This is a genomic window from Aureimonas phyllosphaerae (genome assembly GCF_900113065.1).
GTDB lineage: Bacteria > Pseudomonadota > Alphaproteobacteria > Rhizobiales > Rhizobiaceae > Aureimonas > Aureimonas phyllosphaerae.
The window spans coordinates 151649-166712 of record NZ_FOOA01000001.1 but is presented as its reverse complement, the minus strand read 5'-3'; the positions used below and the strand labels follow the sequence as shown (position 1 = coordinate 166712).

11 protein-coding genes are annotated in these 15064 nt (G+C 68.3%); 4 read left to right on the top strand and 7 right to left on the bottom strand.

The window, feature by feature from the left end:
• Positions 1 to 12 precede the first annotated feature (12 nt).
• Positions 13 to 3954, bottom strand: a complete 3942-nt coding sequence (locus BM175_RS00805; protein WP_090958072.1) for a rhamnan synthesis F family protein — start codon at positions 3952 to 3954, stop codon at positions 13 to 15.
• 221 nt (positions 3955 to 4175) lie between these two features.
• Between BM175_RS00805 and BM175_RS00800 the strand changes: the two genes are divergently transcribed.
• Positions 4176 to 4931 (top strand): FadR/GntR family transcriptional regulator, encoded by a 756-nt coding sequence (locus BM175_RS00800; protein ID WP_244545812.1) that lies wholly within the window; start codon positions 4176 to 4178, stop codon positions 4929 to 4931.
• A 33-nt stretch (positions 4932 to 4964) separates the two neighbouring features.
• Here BM175_RS00800 and BM175_RS00795 read toward each other — a convergent pair whose 3' ends face one another.
• Positions 4965 to 6293 carry an FAD/NAD(P)-binding protein gene (locus BM175_RS00795; RefSeq protein WP_090958069.1) on the bottom strand — a complete coding sequence of 443 codons (1329 nt, stop codon included), beginning with the start codon at positions 6291 to 6293 and terminating at the stop codon, positions 4965 to 4967.
• 299 nt (positions 6294 to 6592) lie between these two features.
• On the opposite strand from BM175_RS00795, the gene BM175_RS00790 reads away from it, so the two are divergent.
• Complete coding sequence (locus tag BM175_RS00790) at positions 6593 to 7660, top strand: sensor histidine kinase (RefSeq protein WP_175526715.1); 1068 nt, start codon at positions 6593 to 6595, stop codon at positions 7658 to 7660.
• 12 nt (positions 7661 to 7672) lie between these two features.
• Complete coding sequence (locus tag BM175_RS00785) at positions 7673 to 8062, top strand: response regulator (protein ID WP_090958068.1); 390 nt, start codon at positions 7673 to 7675, stop codon at positions 8060 to 8062.
• A gap of 4 nt (positions 8063 to 8066) precedes the next feature.
• Here the strand turns inward: BM175_RS00785 and BM175_RS00780 are convergent, their stop codons facing one another.
• Positions 8067 to 8927: an alpha/beta fold hydrolase gene (locus BM175_RS00780; RefSeq protein ID WP_090958066.1), complete on the bottom strand. Its 861-nt coding sequence runs from the start codon at positions 8925 to 8927 to the stop codon at positions 8067 to 8069.
• Positions 8928 to 9007: 80 nt separating this feature from the next.
• Here BM175_RS00780 and BM175_RS22600 point away from each other — a divergent pair, with 80 nt between their 5' ends.
• The gene (locus BM175_RS22600; RefSeq protein ID WP_175526714.1) at positions 9008 to 9178 is read left to right on the top strand and encodes a hypothetical protein; all 171 of its coding nucleotides are present in this window, start codon (positions 9008 to 9010) and stop codon (positions 9176 to 9178) included.
• 19 nt (positions 9179 to 9197) lie between these two features.
• Here BM175_RS22600 and BM175_RS00775 read toward each other — a convergent pair whose 3' ends face one another.
• From BM175_RS00775 to paoA, 4 genes are all read right to left on the bottom strand, one after another.
• Positions 9198 to 10826: an MFS transporter gene (locus BM175_RS00775; protein WP_090958064.1), complete on the bottom strand. Its 1629-nt coding sequence runs from the start codon at positions 10824 to 10826 to the stop codon at positions 9198 to 9200.
• Positions 10827 to 10980: 154 nt separating this feature from the next.
• Entirely contained in the window at positions 10981 to 13191 is a 2211-nt protein-coding gene (gene paoC, locus BM175_RS00770) for an aldehyde oxidoreductase molybdenum-binding subunit PaoC (protein ID WP_090958062.1), read from the bottom strand.
• Between the two features lie 4 nt (positions 13192 to 13195).
• Positions 13196 to 14146: an FAD binding domain-containing protein gene (locus BM175_RS00765; protein ID WP_090958060.1), complete on the bottom strand. Its 951-nt coding sequence runs from the start codon at positions 14144 to 14146 to the stop codon at positions 13196 to 13198.
• The gene (gene paoA, locus BM175_RS00760; RefSeq protein ID WP_090958058.1) at positions 14143 to 14793 is read right to left on the bottom strand and encodes an aldehyde dehydrogenase iron-sulfur subunit PaoA; all 651 of its coding nucleotides are present in this window, start codon (positions 14791 to 14793) and stop codon (positions 14143 to 14145) included. Before paoA ends, BM175_RS00765 begins: the two co-directional genes overlap by 4 nt.
• Positions 14794 to 15064 lie beyond the last annotated feature (271 nt).

Genomic DNA, 15064 nt, shown 5'->3' with positions numbered 1-15064 from the left:
CTCCCAATCGTCCTAGCGCACCGAGCCCGGCACGAGCGTCGTCGCGATCGTGTAGCCCGCCTTTTCCGCCGCGAAGGGCAGGAGGCGCTCCAGCGCGTGCAGCAGCGTTCCGTCCTTCGGCAGCGGCTCCGACGGGTAGTCCTCGACGCTCAGGCCGAGCTTGAAGAGCGGCTCCAGCGCGGCCGGCCGGGCCCAGAACATCGTACCGTTCGGGAAGTCGAACGCATGGGGCAGGGGCAGGGCGACGCCCATCCGCGATGCGAGATCCTCCGCCGCCTTCCGGCTGCCGTCCCAGCCGACGAGGTTGGGGTCTTCCGGGAAGACGAGACCCAGCCGCGCGTCGCGAGCAAAGGCTGCCGCGACGCGATCGGCCATCGGGTGGGCGCCGCCGAGGAGGTGCTCCCACAGGAAGGTGCGCCAGCGCTCGCCATAGGTCGCGTCGACGTCCTGCGTGTGGAGGCTGCGCTTGCCGTGCAGATGCCCGACGAGATCGTATTCCCCGAGCGTGCTGCGGCCGAGGGCGGTGAGGAAGGGGGCGATGTCGCGTCCCCGGTTCGGCACTTCCAGAAGCTCGACGCGACCTTTGCGATAGCCGTGGCTCGCGCCGCGCAGGGCCGCGAGCGCTTCGGGCGTATCGGTGGTGAGGAAGAGGTCGCAGGCGAGCATGTTGGCCGAGAGCCGCTTCAGGAACTCCGGCAGAAGTTCGGGATAGTGGAAGTGGCCGTGAAGCGCGACCTTGAGGCGAGTGGGCGCGGCTTCCGCCGGAGCATCCGCGCGGATGACGGGATGCGACCAAGGGCCTGCGGGGCGTCCGAGCGCGGCATATTCCGCCAGCGGATCGCGCTGGAGGCCCGGGTGGTCCGCCTCGAAGCGCAAAGGGTTGAAGCCGGGCAGCGGACGGCGGGAATAGGCGTAGGATTCGGGCGCCGCGCCGCGTGTCCGGCGGGCGGACGCGGCGACGTAGTGCGCGATCGCCGCCTCGCGGTCGAGCGTCGTCAGCACCTCGCCGGTGAAGAAGTCGCGGTCGAAGAGGTCGGGCTCAGCCGCGATCGCCTCGCGATCGCGCGCCTCGTCCCTCGCGCCGGCGATCGCCGCTTCCCCGAGATCGGCGAGCTTTTGGACATAGACGTTCATGTCGAAGGTCCGCCGGGCGATGGCGGTCAGATCCGCCGACACCGCCTCGTAATGCGCGCGGTCGGTCGCCAGCTTCGCGATCTCGACGCCGGCCAGATGCGTGTCGAGATGAGGCACGACGAGCGAGCGGGCGGCCTCGCCTTCGACCAGGATGTCGGACATGCCGGTCGCGCCGTCGAAGCAGACCACCGGCACGCCGCGCAGCGCCGCGTCGATCGAGACATTGGGCAGAGGATCGAGACGCGAGGGCAGGAGCAGCGCGTCCATCCGCTCGTAGACCGGCTCGAGGTCCGCCACGTTGTCGATGATGTCGAGGCAGTCCTCGAGACCGGACAGCTCGATTTGCGCCTGAACGTAGACCGAGAAGTTTAAGTCCTCGGCGGGCTTGTAGCCGTGGCCGATCCAGAGGAAGCGGAATTTGCGGTCCGGGGCGGCGTTGCGGGCGGCCAGCGCGGCGGCGACGAAGAGATCGACGCCCTTGCGCTGCTGCACGGTTCCCATGCCGAGCACGAGGAAGGCGTCCTCGAAGCCGGGCGGGCGGAGGATGCCGGGAAGCTTTGCATCGTTGACGGCGTTCTTGGCCTTCGCGCTCGCGACCTTGGGCACCTCGGAGGGCCCCTGCGGAACGATGTCGCAGGCGCGCTTGCGCACGGCCTCGTATTCCAGCCGCGAGACCTCGTGGACGACGCGCGCCGGGAAGACGAGCCGCGACACCGTCTCGTAGAGATCGTGCAGCATGCCGGGCGGGCGATAGTAGGTCGAGAATTCGTGGACGAGGGCGATCACGGGGACGCCAGCGCGCTCGAGCGCCACGGCGAAGTGGCGGGTCTCGACGCTGTTGGCGATCGCAAAGTCGATCCGGTAATGCCGGACGATCTCTTCGACCACCGCCTCGGCTTCGAACGGATCGAAGCAGGCGGGCCGTCCGACCGGGCCGAGTGCCATGTCGGCCGCGCGCGCGAAGGTTTCCTCGAACTCGCCCCCCGCCATCAGCAGCGTCACGACGTTGTGCGTGCGGTGAAAACGGTCGGCGATGTTCCAGGCGAGGATCGGCGCGCCGGTGCGCGAGGCCTCGTGAGCAATGACGAGGACCGTGCGGCGCGCTGGATCGAAATGCGCCTCGGGGAAGGTCATCGACGCGGCGGCCGAGCTGCCCGCGCGGCCCTCGGTTGCGCCATGCAGCACGTAGTGCGCCAGAAGGTTCGGAACCGCTTCCGCGAGGTCAGGATAGCGCAGTGCATAGAAGCGGGGGTCGAAACGGGAGGACGGCCGTCGACGCGCGGCTTCGCCGACCGTCACGTAGTGCAGCGCCGCGTCGAGGCCGGTGAGGCCGATGCCCGCCTCGCGGGCATAATAGGCCACATCGAAATAGGGACTGCGCAGGATCGCCTCGGCGGTGCGCAGATCGTCCTCGGAGTAGGAGCGGATCGGACCCTCGATCGCCCCCGTCTCGGCGGCCTCCGGCAGGACCGAGCCGCGCTCGATCGCGGGTGGGGCCGGCCGGCGCGGACTGGCGATGCCGCGCAGGAGCCGTACGGCTGGACGGACGGAAGAGCGGATGCGCGCGCGCGCGGCGGGCGAAACCCGATCGGCCATGCGGCGCAGCGGCGCGCCGGCGCGCCAGCTGAACGAAACGAGGACGGCCTGCAGGCTCTGCTGGGTCGCCTGCCATGCGGAGTACAACTGGTCGCGCTCGTCGCGAAGCTGCTGGCCCATCCGTTCGAGCGCATCCCGCTCTTCGGTCAGGAAGCCGGCATGGATGCGCCAGCGTTCCGTCTCGGCCCGTTCGACGTCGAGCCGGTGTGCGGCCTCGTTCGCCTGGCTCTCGACCACATGATCCATGTGGGCGGCGTGCTGCTCGAGCGAATCGATCCGATCGTAGCGCGCCTCAAGGAGCCGATTGGTACCCTTCACATAGCCGCGGAACAGGTTTTCGGCCGCGGCCAGCGTCTCCGAAGCCGCGTCGAGGCGGGCGATCGCCTGGGGCGAGGCGGGCTCCTCAATCAAGGCGGCGAGCGCGTCCCAGACGTCCCCGACCAGCCGTTCCAGCGAGCCCGGAGCGGCCTCGATGCGTTCGGGCGCTGTGTGATGGCGCATGTCGCCGGACAGGAAATCGTCGATGTCGTCGGCGGCCTCGTCGAAGAACCGGGGCCATTCGATGCCGATGTCGGAGGCGATCCGGCTTGCGGCCGAACGCCAGTCCTGCATCACGGCATCGTACATCAGGAAGGAGCGGGGGCGCCCGCGCGAGTCGCGCTCGGCTGCCAGCACATGCGAAAGCCAGAGAAGAAGGCCTTGCTCCAGCGGAAACTCGTTGCGCTTCTGCAGCGACTGCGCGACTTCCATCGGGTGGCGCAGCGGGTGAATGGTCGCGACCACCCGGCCCGTCGCCTCGACCGCCGGGATCCAGAGCGGCAGAAGCCGGCAGATGCGTGGATCCTTGACGAGGACGGACTCGGCCTCACCGAGCTCGAGCGTCGCCAGCCGGCGCAGACGCTCCACCGCGCCAGCATCTCTGGCGACCGCAAATGCGGCGTGCGGAATGCTGACGGCGTCGTCATAGAGATAGCCGAGTTCCCCGAGCAGCCGATCATCGAATTCGACGAAGCGGCGGTTCTCGAAGAAACCCTTCGGATTGTCGAAGGCTGGTGGGATCAGGTCGCCGGGAACGTCGATGCCGAGCCGCATCATCATGCCGGCGAGCGCCGAGGTGCCGCTGCGGTGCATTCCGACGATCAGGATCGCAAGACCGCGGGACGCGTCGAGCCGTATTTCGTCCGAAGCATGAATTCCGGCAGCTGCCTGGTTGTCTTCGATCATTCTCGTTCCTGGTCGCGGCCGGCGATCGCAGCGCGGCTTCGTTTCTTTGGCCCCCCCGCACCGTCAAGGCAACAGGTTTCGAAATACGCTACGCTGGATCGGTTGTGCAGCTGTCCTCCGGCTTGCCAAGTCGTTCAACTCGCGGTCCACTCGCGGTTTGGGGATGGATCATATCGCTGGGCGGACGATTCGTCCCGTTGTGGAGCTGAGTGCGAGTGCCGGTGAGCGAGACCGAACGAGCGGAACGCGCAGTGCCGAGGGGGCGCTCGCAGCGATTGCATGGCTCGATCGCGCAGGAGATCGGCACCGCGATCCTGACGGGCGCCTATGCGCCGGGCGACCTTCTCGCCAACGAGGTCGACTTCAGCGAACGGCTTAGCGTGTCGCGCACGGCCTATCGCGAGGCGGTGCGCATTCTGGCGGCGAAAGGGCTCGTCAGCAGCCGGCCGAAAGCCGGAACGCGCGTCAACGCCCGCAGCAACTGGAATTTCCTCGACCCCGACATCCTGCGCTGGATCTTCGAGAACGGGCCGCCGACGCCCGCCTTCGTGCGCGAGCTCTTTGAACTGCGGCAGATCGTCGAGCCGTCCGCCGCCGCGTTGGCGGCGCAGCGCCACACGCGCGCCGACATCGCGGAACTGCGGGCAGCGCTGGAACTCATGGGACGGCACGGCCTTGGCGTCGAGGAAGGGCGCAATGCGGACCGCCTGTTCCACGAGACTATCCTGCGGGCGACGCGCAACGAGGCTCTTGGCACGTTGGCAAGCGGCATCGCCGCCGCGGTGCGCTGGACCACCCTATTCAAGGCGCGCGACGGGCGGATGCCGCGTGATCCGGTCCCCGAGCACGCCAAGGTCCTTGCGGCGATCGCTGCCGGGAATCCCGAGGCGGCCCGTCAGGCGATGGAAAACCTCGTCGGTCTTGCCTTCCAGGATATCCGCTCGGTGGATCCTCGTCTGATCGACGAGAGTGTCTGAGGACGTTTGACGCGTCGGACGGATGCGCGGGCGCTAGGCGAGCTCGGCCGCCAGGCGACGTGCCTGTGCCCGAATGTCCGGTATCGCCGTGATCTCCCAGAAACGTGCTTTTGTGACGGGACCGAGCGCAAAAATCCGGCCGGATGCCGTACCGGAGCGATCGACCAGCCCACAGTTGGCCGCGACGTCGAGCCCGAGGCCGAGGGGGTCCGTTCTCGCGATGCCGCTATCGATCAGCTGTGCGACGAGGCCGGTTCCATCGGCGTCCGGTCGCCGCCTAATACCGGTGCAGTCGATGATCCGGTCGACGACCAGCGTTCGATGGTCGCCGCGGCGATGACGAATGCGCACGTGGTGGCGGTCCCCGTCCACGTGCTCGTCCACCAGCCGACCGGCGACAAGCCGGAGGAGGCCGCTCGACAGCGCTTCATGCGTCAGGTCGGCGAGAGCGGGCGGCATCCGGTGGCGATGGACGTCCCACATCGTCCGGCCGTGGCGCAGGAAGCGAGCGCGGCCCGAGGCGGGCATGGCGGACCAGATGGCACTGGCATGCGGGCGCACCGCATCCATGACCTCGCGCCAGTCACGCCCCTCGCTCTCGGCCCAGCGCACGGTCCGCCTCAGCCAGCGAAGGAAGTAGCCGGGCCCGGTGCCGAGCGGGATATCAGCGGGATCGAGGTGGAACGGCGCGGTGACGGCATGGACGCGCGGCAGGAGCGCCCGACGCGACAGGGCGGTGATCCGGCCGCGATGGCCGCGCGCATGGAGCGAGGCGAGCTTGTCGATCATCGACAGGCCAGCGCCAAGGACCAGGATGTCCTCGTCCGGCCCGATCCGCAGATCTTCCGGCGAAGACCAGGCGGGATCGTAGGGGGAGGGGCCGACAGGGACGGCGTGACCGATCGCCAGAACCGCGCGATCGGCGGTGAGGCTGAGGCCGCTCGCCAGCGTGGCACTCACGCCGCGATGCGTCTGCGCCAGCGCGATGCAGGTGTCGCGCAGCACCCGCAGGCGCCCGTCGCCGCTGCCGGGCAGCCAATGACGGACGAGGTCGACGAGATAATCGCGATACCGACTTCGCGGCGCGAAGCTGAACGCTCCCTCGAGTTCGCAGGCCGTCGCCGCCCCGCTCTCGACCAGCCAGCGCCAGAAGTGCTGGGGGTCGTCGTCGAAGGCGCTCATGTTCGCCGCGCGCGTGTTGAGGAGATGACAGGGATCCTTCGTCGAATAGGCGAGACCCTCGCCGATGCCCGAGCGCGGCTCGACGATCGTGACGTCGGTCCGATTGGCCTGTCGCAGGAAATGCGCGGCCAGCAGGACGCCGCTCGCACCGCCGCCGACGATGATCACATGATGCGTCATCCGGATACCCTCGTCCTTGCAGCGTCTCCTCGGCCAGGCAGTTCGGTGGAAAGCTCGATTTCCGATCCAGGCGTTTGAGGCATCATGATCCTTCAACTGCCGGAGGCCTCCAAACGAGGCGAGCGGTCGGTCTGAGCATCAGGCTAGGCAAGGAAACGCGCTTCGACGACGAATGGCGTTCCTCAATCCATCATATTGGTAGAAAAATGAGGCGTCCAGCGGTGTCGCCGACCGCCGAACGCCGGACACAAGACGTCGGCTATGCGGGTTGTTGTGGAAGTTCGGCACGGAACCGGGTAGTGGGCCCCGACGAAGAGGCGGGAGACCGGCATCGCATGGTATCCGAAGCGGCAAAGCGCGTGCGCTCGAGCCCGTTGAGCGCCTGGAGCCTTGCATGCGTCGCGTTCGGACTGGCTTTGGGGCTGCGGTTCGGCTTCGACCATATCCTTCCGGCCGGCTTCCCGTACCTGACGTTCTTTCCGGCAGTCATCCTCACTGCGTTCTTTGCGGGACCGCGGCCGGGTCTCGTCTGTGCCATCGCTTGCGGCCTATCGGCCTGGTTCTGGTTCATTCCCCCGTTCGGCAGCTTCACTCTCGGCACGCCCGTTCTTATCGCGCTGGCCTTCTATGTGTTCGTCGTCGGTGTCGACATCGCGTTGATCGAGGCGATGCATGGCGCGGTCAGGCGGCTCGAGGCGGAGCGTGCGATCAACCAGCAACTCCTCGCGCAGCAGAAGCTGCATCTGGAGGAAAGCCAGGCGCAGCAGCGCCAGCAGCGGGTGCTGCAGCGTGAGCTGTCGCATCGCATGAAGAACACGCTTGCGATGGTGCAGGCCGTGGTGTCGCAAAGCCTGCGCAACGCGACCGACCCGAAGGAAGCCGCTACGATGGCGTCGGCGCGGATCCAGGCGCTGGCGCGCGCGCAGGACATGCTGACAGCGACGGACTGGGCCGCGTCCGACGTGAAGGCGATCGTCGAGGCGTCGATCGCGCCTCATGTCGACGACCCTGCGCGCCTGCGCCTCGCGGGCCCACGCGTCGATCTCGACGCCCGGCACGCGCTCGGCCTCGCGCTCGCGATCCATGAACTGGCGACCAACGCCACGAAGTACGGAGCCCTTTCGGCCGACGGCGGCCACATCGCCGTTTCCTGGGACGTGGGCGAGGGGGAGCGCTTTTCCTTCGAGTGGCGTGAGGAAGGCGGTCCGTCCGTTTCGGAACCGAATCGACGCGGCTTTGGTTCACGCCTGACGGAAAGGGTCGTTCCCGGCTATTTCCAAGGGCATGCGCAGACCGAGTTCGCCCCCCGTGGGCTTGTGTACCAACTCGACGGATCGCTGGCGGCGGACCGTCACGACCATTCCTGAGCACGACGTCGCATGACCATTCCGTTCGACAGATCCCGCATCGGCATCCTCGTGGTCGAGGACGAGCCGCTTCTCCTCCTCGATGCGATGGACATGGTGGAGGACGCCGGTTTCAAGGCCTACGGGGCGACCAGCGCGGACGAGGCGATCCGCCTGCTTGAGCGCCACGACGATATCCGCATCCTCTTCACCGACGTCGACATGCCGGGGTCCATGGACGGGCTGAAGCTCGCCCACGCCGTTCGCAACCGCTGGCCGCCGATGTCGATCATTGTGGCATCCGGGCACGTCAAGGTTTCGCCGGAGGAGCTTCCGCGGGACGGTCTGTTCTTCGCCAAACCCTACCCTCCCGCTTCCCTCATCCGAACGGTCGAGGCGATGGCGCAGCGGATCGCGGGATAGGGTTTCAGGACTTCAGGAACGACAGAAGCGCCGCGTTGACGCGTCCGGGCTCCTCGCGATGCAGCCAGTGCGTTGCGTCCCGAAAGGTCTCAAGTCGCCTATTGTCGCAGAAGCGCAGGCTCCGGTCGGCGAGCCCACGCTCCAGAGCGGTATCCTGCAGACCCCAAAGAATCAGCGTCGGAACGGTGATGCGTTCCTGCACGCGCGGTCGCAGGCGGAGCGCACGATACCAGTTCAGCATTCCGGTCAGCGCGCCAGGGCGGCTCCAGGCCTCTCGATAAAGATCGAGGTCGGCGGACGTAAAGGCGTCGGGCCGACCGGTTTGGCGAAGGGCGCGCACCATCACGGCGAAACGGCGCGCGCCGAGCACCGCCTCGGGCAGAAGCGGAAACTGGAAGAATGCGGCATATCCACTGCGCAGGAACTGCGTCGGGGATCGCAGGGCATGGGGAAACAGCGCTTCCGGATGCGGGGCGTTGAGGATCGCCAGCCGCCGGAGCCGATGCGGCGCCTTGGCGGCGAGTGTCCAGGCGACGATGCCGCCCCAATCATGGCCGACGAGGTCGAAGCGTTCGTGGCCCAGCGCGTCCGAGAGGGCGAGGACGTCGCCGACAAGCTTCGGCAACGCATAGGCGCCGACGCCCTTCGGCTTGTCGCTGAGATTATACCCACGCTGGTCGGGCACGATGACGCGAAAGCCGGCTTCCGCCAGCGCCTTCATCTGCGGACGCCAGCCGATCCAGAAATCGGGAAAGCCGTGCAGGAGAACGACCGGCGGTCCGCTCGCCGGCCCTGCCTGCACCACGTGAAGGCGCAGACCGTTGCAATGGATGGTGCGATGGGTCGGCGCGAAATCATCTTCCATGGTCGATCAACGTCGTCACGCTCCGTCCGCTCCATTGCCCGTGCTAAAGCCGCGGGCGGTTCGGCGAAGCGAGGTGAACGATGAGTGCGGACGACAAGACCGAGACGACGCAGGAGAAGACGCAGCGCCTGAAAGCCGCGCGCCTTCAAGCCGAGCGAGACCGCGACGCCCGGATCGAGCGCGACACCCGCAAGGCCGCCGCGCGCCGGAAAGTGCTGGCGGGGCCGGCACCGGGCAAGGCGCCGCGCTAGTCCGGCGGCGGACGACGTCTCAGGGCACCTCGGGGTGCGGCTTCAGCGGCGTGTCGTCCATCACTGGAACCGTCTGCCGCTCGATCATGCGGTGGACGCGCGGCCGGCTCGCGCCCCGGTGGAGAGCCAGCAGGCGATCGTAAACGTCGGCGTCGGCCTTGGTGCGCCGCGTGTTGTGTCGGACGTACTCGACCCAGGTCGGCACATGGTACGTCTCGGTCCAGATTTCCGGGTTCTCAAGATCGCGCAGCAGCGACCATTGCCGGGCGCCGTCACGGATGCGCACGCGCCGTCGCTCCGCCATGACGGCGAGAAAGGCCTGCACGTCTTCGGCCGCGATCTCGTAGTCGACCAGCACCATGATCGGGCCGCTGCGCGAGCGAAGGTCCAGGCGCAGTTCCGGCTCCTTGAACCGGTCCAGCGGGTCGAGGTCGAGCGCGACGAGCGCGGGGATGCCGAAGCGCAGGCCGACCGCGGCGCCCGTCGCGAGAACCGCGCTTGATGCGAGGAGCGCGGACGAGGGGTCGTAGGCATCCGCGATGAGGCCCCAGATCCAGCTGCCGAGCGCCATGCCGCCGAAGGTCGCTGTCTGATAGATCGACAGCGCGCGGCCGACCACCCAGCGCGGCGTCGACAACTGGACCGTCACGTTGAAGAGGGAGAGCGTAAGCACCCAGGCGGCGCCGGCGGGCATCAGCGCGAGGCCCGTCAGCCAAGTCTGGCGGCTCCATGCCACCACCACGGCGCTCAGCGCGAATGTGAGGAAGCCGATCCGCGCGATCATCTCGCTCGACAATGCGCTGCGCAGCCGCGTCGAGAGCAGCGCGCCACCGATCGCGCCCACACCGAAGCAGCCGAGGAGGAGGCCGAAGGTCGCCGCATTGCCGGCGACGAGGTCGCGCGCGACGAGCGGCAGCAGCGCCAGAACGGACACCGCGCCGACACCGAACAGGAAGGCCCGGCCGATCACGGTGAGAAGGTTCGGCGACATCGCGACGAAGCGAAGGCCCGCCGACATCGCATGACGAAATGTCTCGCGCGGCAGCGTCGAGGGCTGGCGCCGGTAGCCCCACCGGCCGAGCGCCGCGATCAGGGGAACGTAGCTGACCGCGTTCAAGGCGAAGGCGCCCGCTGCGCCGACCGATGCGACGATCAGGCCGCCGATGGCCGGACCGATGCTGCGCATCAGGTTGAAGGCCATGCTGTTCAGCGTCACGGCCGACGGGATGTCGGATCGGCTGACGAGATCGCCGATGGAGGCCTGCCAGGACGGGTTGTGGAGCGCCGTGCCGCAGCCGATCAGGAAGGTGAAGAAGAGGAGCAGCCAAGGCGTCATCCAGCCTTGGATGGTGAGCGCGGCCAGTGCGACCGACGCCCCCATCATCAGGCTCTGCGCGACCAGCATCACCCGTCGCCGGTCGTAGCTGTCGGCGAGAGCCCCAGCCGCCAGCGAGAAGATCATGATCGGCAGCGTGGTCGCGGTCTGCACCAGCGCGACCATGTCGTCCGACGTCGCGATGCTCGCCATCATCCACCCGGCGCCGACCGCCTGAATCAGCCCGCCGAGGTTGGAGGCGAGAACCGCGGACCAGAGGAGGCGGAAGTCGGCGCTGCGGAACGGGCGAAGGAGCGGAGCGGTATCGGACAAGGAAGCGGAACGGGAAGGAATCGGGATCGTCTGGGACCCTTCCGGTTGTAGGGCGCTCCGCCCGCCGCGTCCCGCCCGAAAGCGTCGGCGGGATCAAACATTGCGACGGCGGAAGCGGGACCGTGAGGTCTTGGCGTCCGCCATCGGTTTTCGATCAGGCGACGTCCGGCAGATCCTCGATCAGCTTGTCCAGAGTGATCGGGTAGTCGCGAACCCGCACGCCGGTGGCGTTGTGAATGGCGTTGGCGATCGCCGCCGAGACGCCGCAGAGCCCGAGTTCGCCGACACCCTTCGCCTTCATCGGCGAGACGTCGGGGTCGGTCTCGTCGAGGAACACGACCTCTTGATGCGGAATGTCGGCATGAACCGGCACCTCGTAGCCGGCGAGATCGTGGTTGATGAAGAGACCGTGCCGCTTGTCGACGACGAGATCCTCCATCAGCGCGCCGCCGACGCCCATTGTCATGCCGCCGATGACCTGGCTGCGGGCGGTGAGAGGATTGAGGATGCGCCCGGCCGCGCAGACCGCAAGCATGCGGCGCACGCGGACCTCGGCCGTCGCCATGTCGACTCCGACTTCCACGAAATGAGCGCCGAAGGTCGACTGCTGCTTCTCCTTCATCATCTCCTTCGAGAACTCGATCTTGTCCTCGGCAACGATCTCGCCGCCGGCAGCCGCCTCGGCGAGCGGCACCTGCCTATCGCCCGCGCGCACCATGCCGTCCACGAACTCGGCCGAAGCCGGGTCGAGACCGAGCTTGTCCGCGATCGCCTCGCGCAGCTTGACGCAGGCAGCGTAGACGCCGGCGGTCGAGGAGTTGGCACCCCACTGGCCGCCGGACCCGGCGGAAACCGGGAACATCGAGTCGCCGAGCGTGACCTGCACCTTGTCGAGCGGCAGGCCCAGCATCTCGGCTGCCGTCTGGGCGATGATCGTGTAGGAGCCGGTGCCGATGTCGGTCATGTCGGTCTCGACCGTCACCACGCCGTCGCGGCCGAGGCGGGCGCGGGCACCGGAGTCCATGTTCATGTTGTTGCGGAAGGCCGAGGCGACGCCCATGCCGACCATCCAGCGACCGTCGCGCACCTGCGCGGGCCGGGCATTGCGCGCGCTCCAACCGAACTTCTCGGCGCCCTGCCGAAAGCAGTCCGCGAGACGGCGCTGCGAGAAGGGGCGCGAGGGATCCTCGGGGTCGACCTGCGTGTCGTTCAGGATGCGGAACTGGACGGGATCCTGGCCGAGCTGCTCGGCGAGCTCGTCCATCGCAACCTCCAGCGCCATCAGGCCCGGCGCTTCGCCGGGCGCGCGCATGGCGTTGCCCTCCGGCAGGTCGAGGACGGCGAGTTTCAGCGACGTCATCCGGTTGGCGCCGGCATAGAGAAGCCGCGTCTGCTGCGTGGCGACCTCGGGCTGGCCGCCCTCCAGATCGCCCGACCAGCTCTCATGCGCGATCGCGGTGATCTTGCCGTCGCGCTCCGCGCCGATGCGCACGCGCTGGATCGTGGCGGGGCGGTGCGTCGTGTTGTTGGCCATCATCGGCCGGGATAGCGCGACCTTCACCGGCCGCCCCGCCGCCTTCGCGCCGAGCGCCGCCATCACGGCATCCGCCCGCAGGAACAGCTTGCCGCCGAAGCCGCCGCCGATGAAGGGCGAGACGATGCGCACCTTCTCCGGCGCGATCTTCAGCGTCTTGGCAAGATCGGCCGAGCCCCAAGCGATCATCTGGTTGGAGGTCCAGACGGTGACGCTGTCGCCGTTCCACTCGGCCAGCGAAGCGTGCGGCTCCATCATCGCGTGACTCTGGTCGGGCGTCGTGTAGCTCTGTTCGAACTTGACGGGCGCTGAGGCGAAGGCGCTCGCGAAATCGCCCACGCCGGTCTGGGTCGGCGACTCTTCGGTCGACGGCGCGTCGGGCGCGGTGTCCTTGGCGGCCGCGAGGTCGAAGGCGCCGTCGGCGCTCTCATAGGCGATATCGAGCATCATGGCCGCGGCGCGCGCCTGCTCGAACGTGTCGGCGACGACGACCGCGACGGCCTGGTGGTAGTGCTGCACCTCGGGCCCGCCGAGGAGCTTTGCGGTGTTCTTGTCGCCCTTGCCGAGTTCTCCGGCGTTCTCGTGGGTGACGATCGCGACTACGCCCGGCGCGCGCCGGGCGGCCGTCGAGTCGAGTCGCGTGATGCGTCCCTTGGCGATGGCGGAGCCCACGACGTAACCGTAGGCGACGTTCTCGGCGACGTCGTGGTGCTCGTAGGCGTAGGGCGCGGTGCCCGTCACCTTCAGGCGCCCATCGATGCGCTCGTGCGGCTGGCCGACGACGCGTTCCCGGTCGATCGGGTTGGTGCCGGCGGGGGTGTCGAACTTCATCGGATCAGCTCCTCGCTTCGGTCAGCACGGCGCCGAGAGTTCGCTCGGTCAGCGGAATCTTGAAGGCGTTGTGCTCGGTGGTCCTGGCATCGGCGAAGAGCCGCGCGGCGGCTGGCTTGGCGCCCTCGCGCAACTGCGCGTCGGCTTCCGCGACGCGCCAGGGCCGCGGCGCGACACCGCCGATCGCCACGCGGCCCGTGCCGTCCGGCTGGATCACCGCCGCGACCGAGACGACGGCGAAGGCATAGGACGCGCGGTCGCGAACCTTGCGGTAGATGTGCTTGCCGCCGAGTGGCGCGGGCAGGGTGACGGCAGTGACGAACTCGCCCGCCTCCAGCGCGGTCTCGACCTCCGGCGTGTCGCCTGGCAGTCGATGGAAGTCGGCGAATGCAATGGTGCGCGTCGCCCCGTCCGGCTTCACGGTCTCGACCGAGGCGTCGAGGACGCTGAGCGCGACGTTCATGTCGGACGGGTTGGTGGCGATGCAGGCGTCGCTGACGCCGACGACGCCGAGAAGGCGCGAATAGCCCTCGATCGCGGCGCAGCCGGCGCCCGGCTGGCGTTTGTTGCAGGCCATGTTGGTGTCGTAGAAGTAGGGGCAGCGCGTGCGCTGGAGGAGGTTGCCGGCCGTCGTCGCCTTGTTGCGCAGCTGGCCGGACGCGCCCGCCACCACCGCCCGCGTCAGGACGCCGTAGTCGCGGCGGATGCGCTGGTCGGCGGCCATGTCGGTGTTGCGCACGAGCGCGCCGATGCGAAGGCCGCCGTCCTCGGTCGCCTCGATCGTGTCGAGGCCGAGCCGGTTGACGTCGATGAGATGGCGTGGCGCCTCGATCTCAAGCTTCATCAGGTCGAGGAGATTGGTGCCGCCAGCGATGAACTTCGCGTCAGGCCGGGCCGCCGCAGCCTTGGCGGCTTCCGCCGGCGAGTTGGCGCGCTCGAAGGTGAAGGACTTCATGCGGGCCTCCCGGCGACTTCGGCCATGGCGTCGGCGATGTTGGAATAGGCGCCGCAGCGGCAGATGTTGCCGCTCATGCGCTCGCGCATCTCTTCGTTCGTGGCTTCCATCGCCCCGTTGAGGTCGGCGGTCACATGGCTCGGGATGCCGGCCTTGACCTCTTCGAGGACGCCGACCGCAGAGCAGATCTGCCCCGGCGTGCAGTAGCCGCACTGGTAGCCGTCGTGCTTCAGGAAGGCCTCCTGCATCGGGTGCAGGTTGTCGGGGGTCCCGAGGCCCTCAATCGTCGTGATCTCGTCGCCCTCGTGCAGCACCGCGAGCGTCAGGCAGGCGTTGATGCGCCGGCCATTGACCATCACCGTGCAGGCGCCGCACTGACCGTGGTCGCAGCCCTTCTTCGTGCCGGTGAGCTTGATGTGCTCGCGCAACGCATCGAGAAGCGTGGTGCGCAGATCGAGGTCGAGTTCGCGCCGTTCGCCATTGACGGTGAAGGCGACGGGCGCCGTGACTGCGGCGTCCGCAGCCGTGCCGCCCGTCGCGGACGACTGCGCCAGCGCGGAGGCGGGCAGGGCGCCGAGTGCGGCAGTCGCCGTCGCGCCGGACATCAGCTGCCGCCGGTTCAGTTCAAGGTCGGGAAATCTCGACATGGCTCGCAAGGCTCTTCGGTGGGGCGCAACGGGAGACCCAACGCGATTCGCCGTTGCCGGTCGGCGGATCGGGGTTCTGAACGCAAGGGATCGATGCCATCGCGCTCCACCCGGACGGTGATGCGCTGGCGCCGCTGTAGTTTGTAACTAATCCAGATTGCGCCGCCGGCTACCGGCAACGTGCGCAACGTCATCCGGCTTCCGCATACGACATCGAGAGACGGGGGCGCTCGGCCGGCCGCCTTCGGGGGCTCGTGAGGTCGCGGTCAAG

Coding starts and splice junctions, on each gene's coding strand:
- BM175_RS00805 (WP_090958072.1), bottom strand. CDS start 3,954: ATGATCGAAGACAACCAGGCAGCTGCCGGAATTCATGCTTCGGACGAA.
- BM175_RS00795 (WP_090958069.1), bottom strand. CDS start 6,293: ATGACGCATCATGTGATCATCGTCGGCGGCGGTGCGAGCGGCGTCCTG.
- BM175_RS00785 (WP_090958068.1), top strand. CDS start 7,673: ATGACCATTCCGTTCGACAGATCCCGCATCGGCATCCTCGTGGTCGAG.
- BM175_RS00780 (WP_090958066.1), bottom strand. CDS start 8,927: ATGGAAGATGATTTCGCGCCGACCCATCGCACCATCCATTGCAACGGT.
- BM175_RS22600 (WP_175526714.1), top strand. CDS start 9,008: ATGAGTGCGGACGACAAGACCGAGACGACGCAGGAGAAGACGCAGCGC.
- paoC (WP_090958062.1), bottom strand. CDS start 13,191: ATGAAGTTCGACACCCCCGCCGGCACCAACCCGATCGACCGGGAACGC.
- BM175_RS00765 (WP_090958060.1), bottom strand. CDS start 14,146: ATGAAGTCCTTCACCTTCGAGCGCGCCAACTCGCCGGCGGAAGCCGCC.
- paoA (WP_090958058.1), bottom strand. CDS start 14,793: ATGTCGAGATTTCCCGACCTTGAACTGAACCGGCGGCAGCTGATGTCC.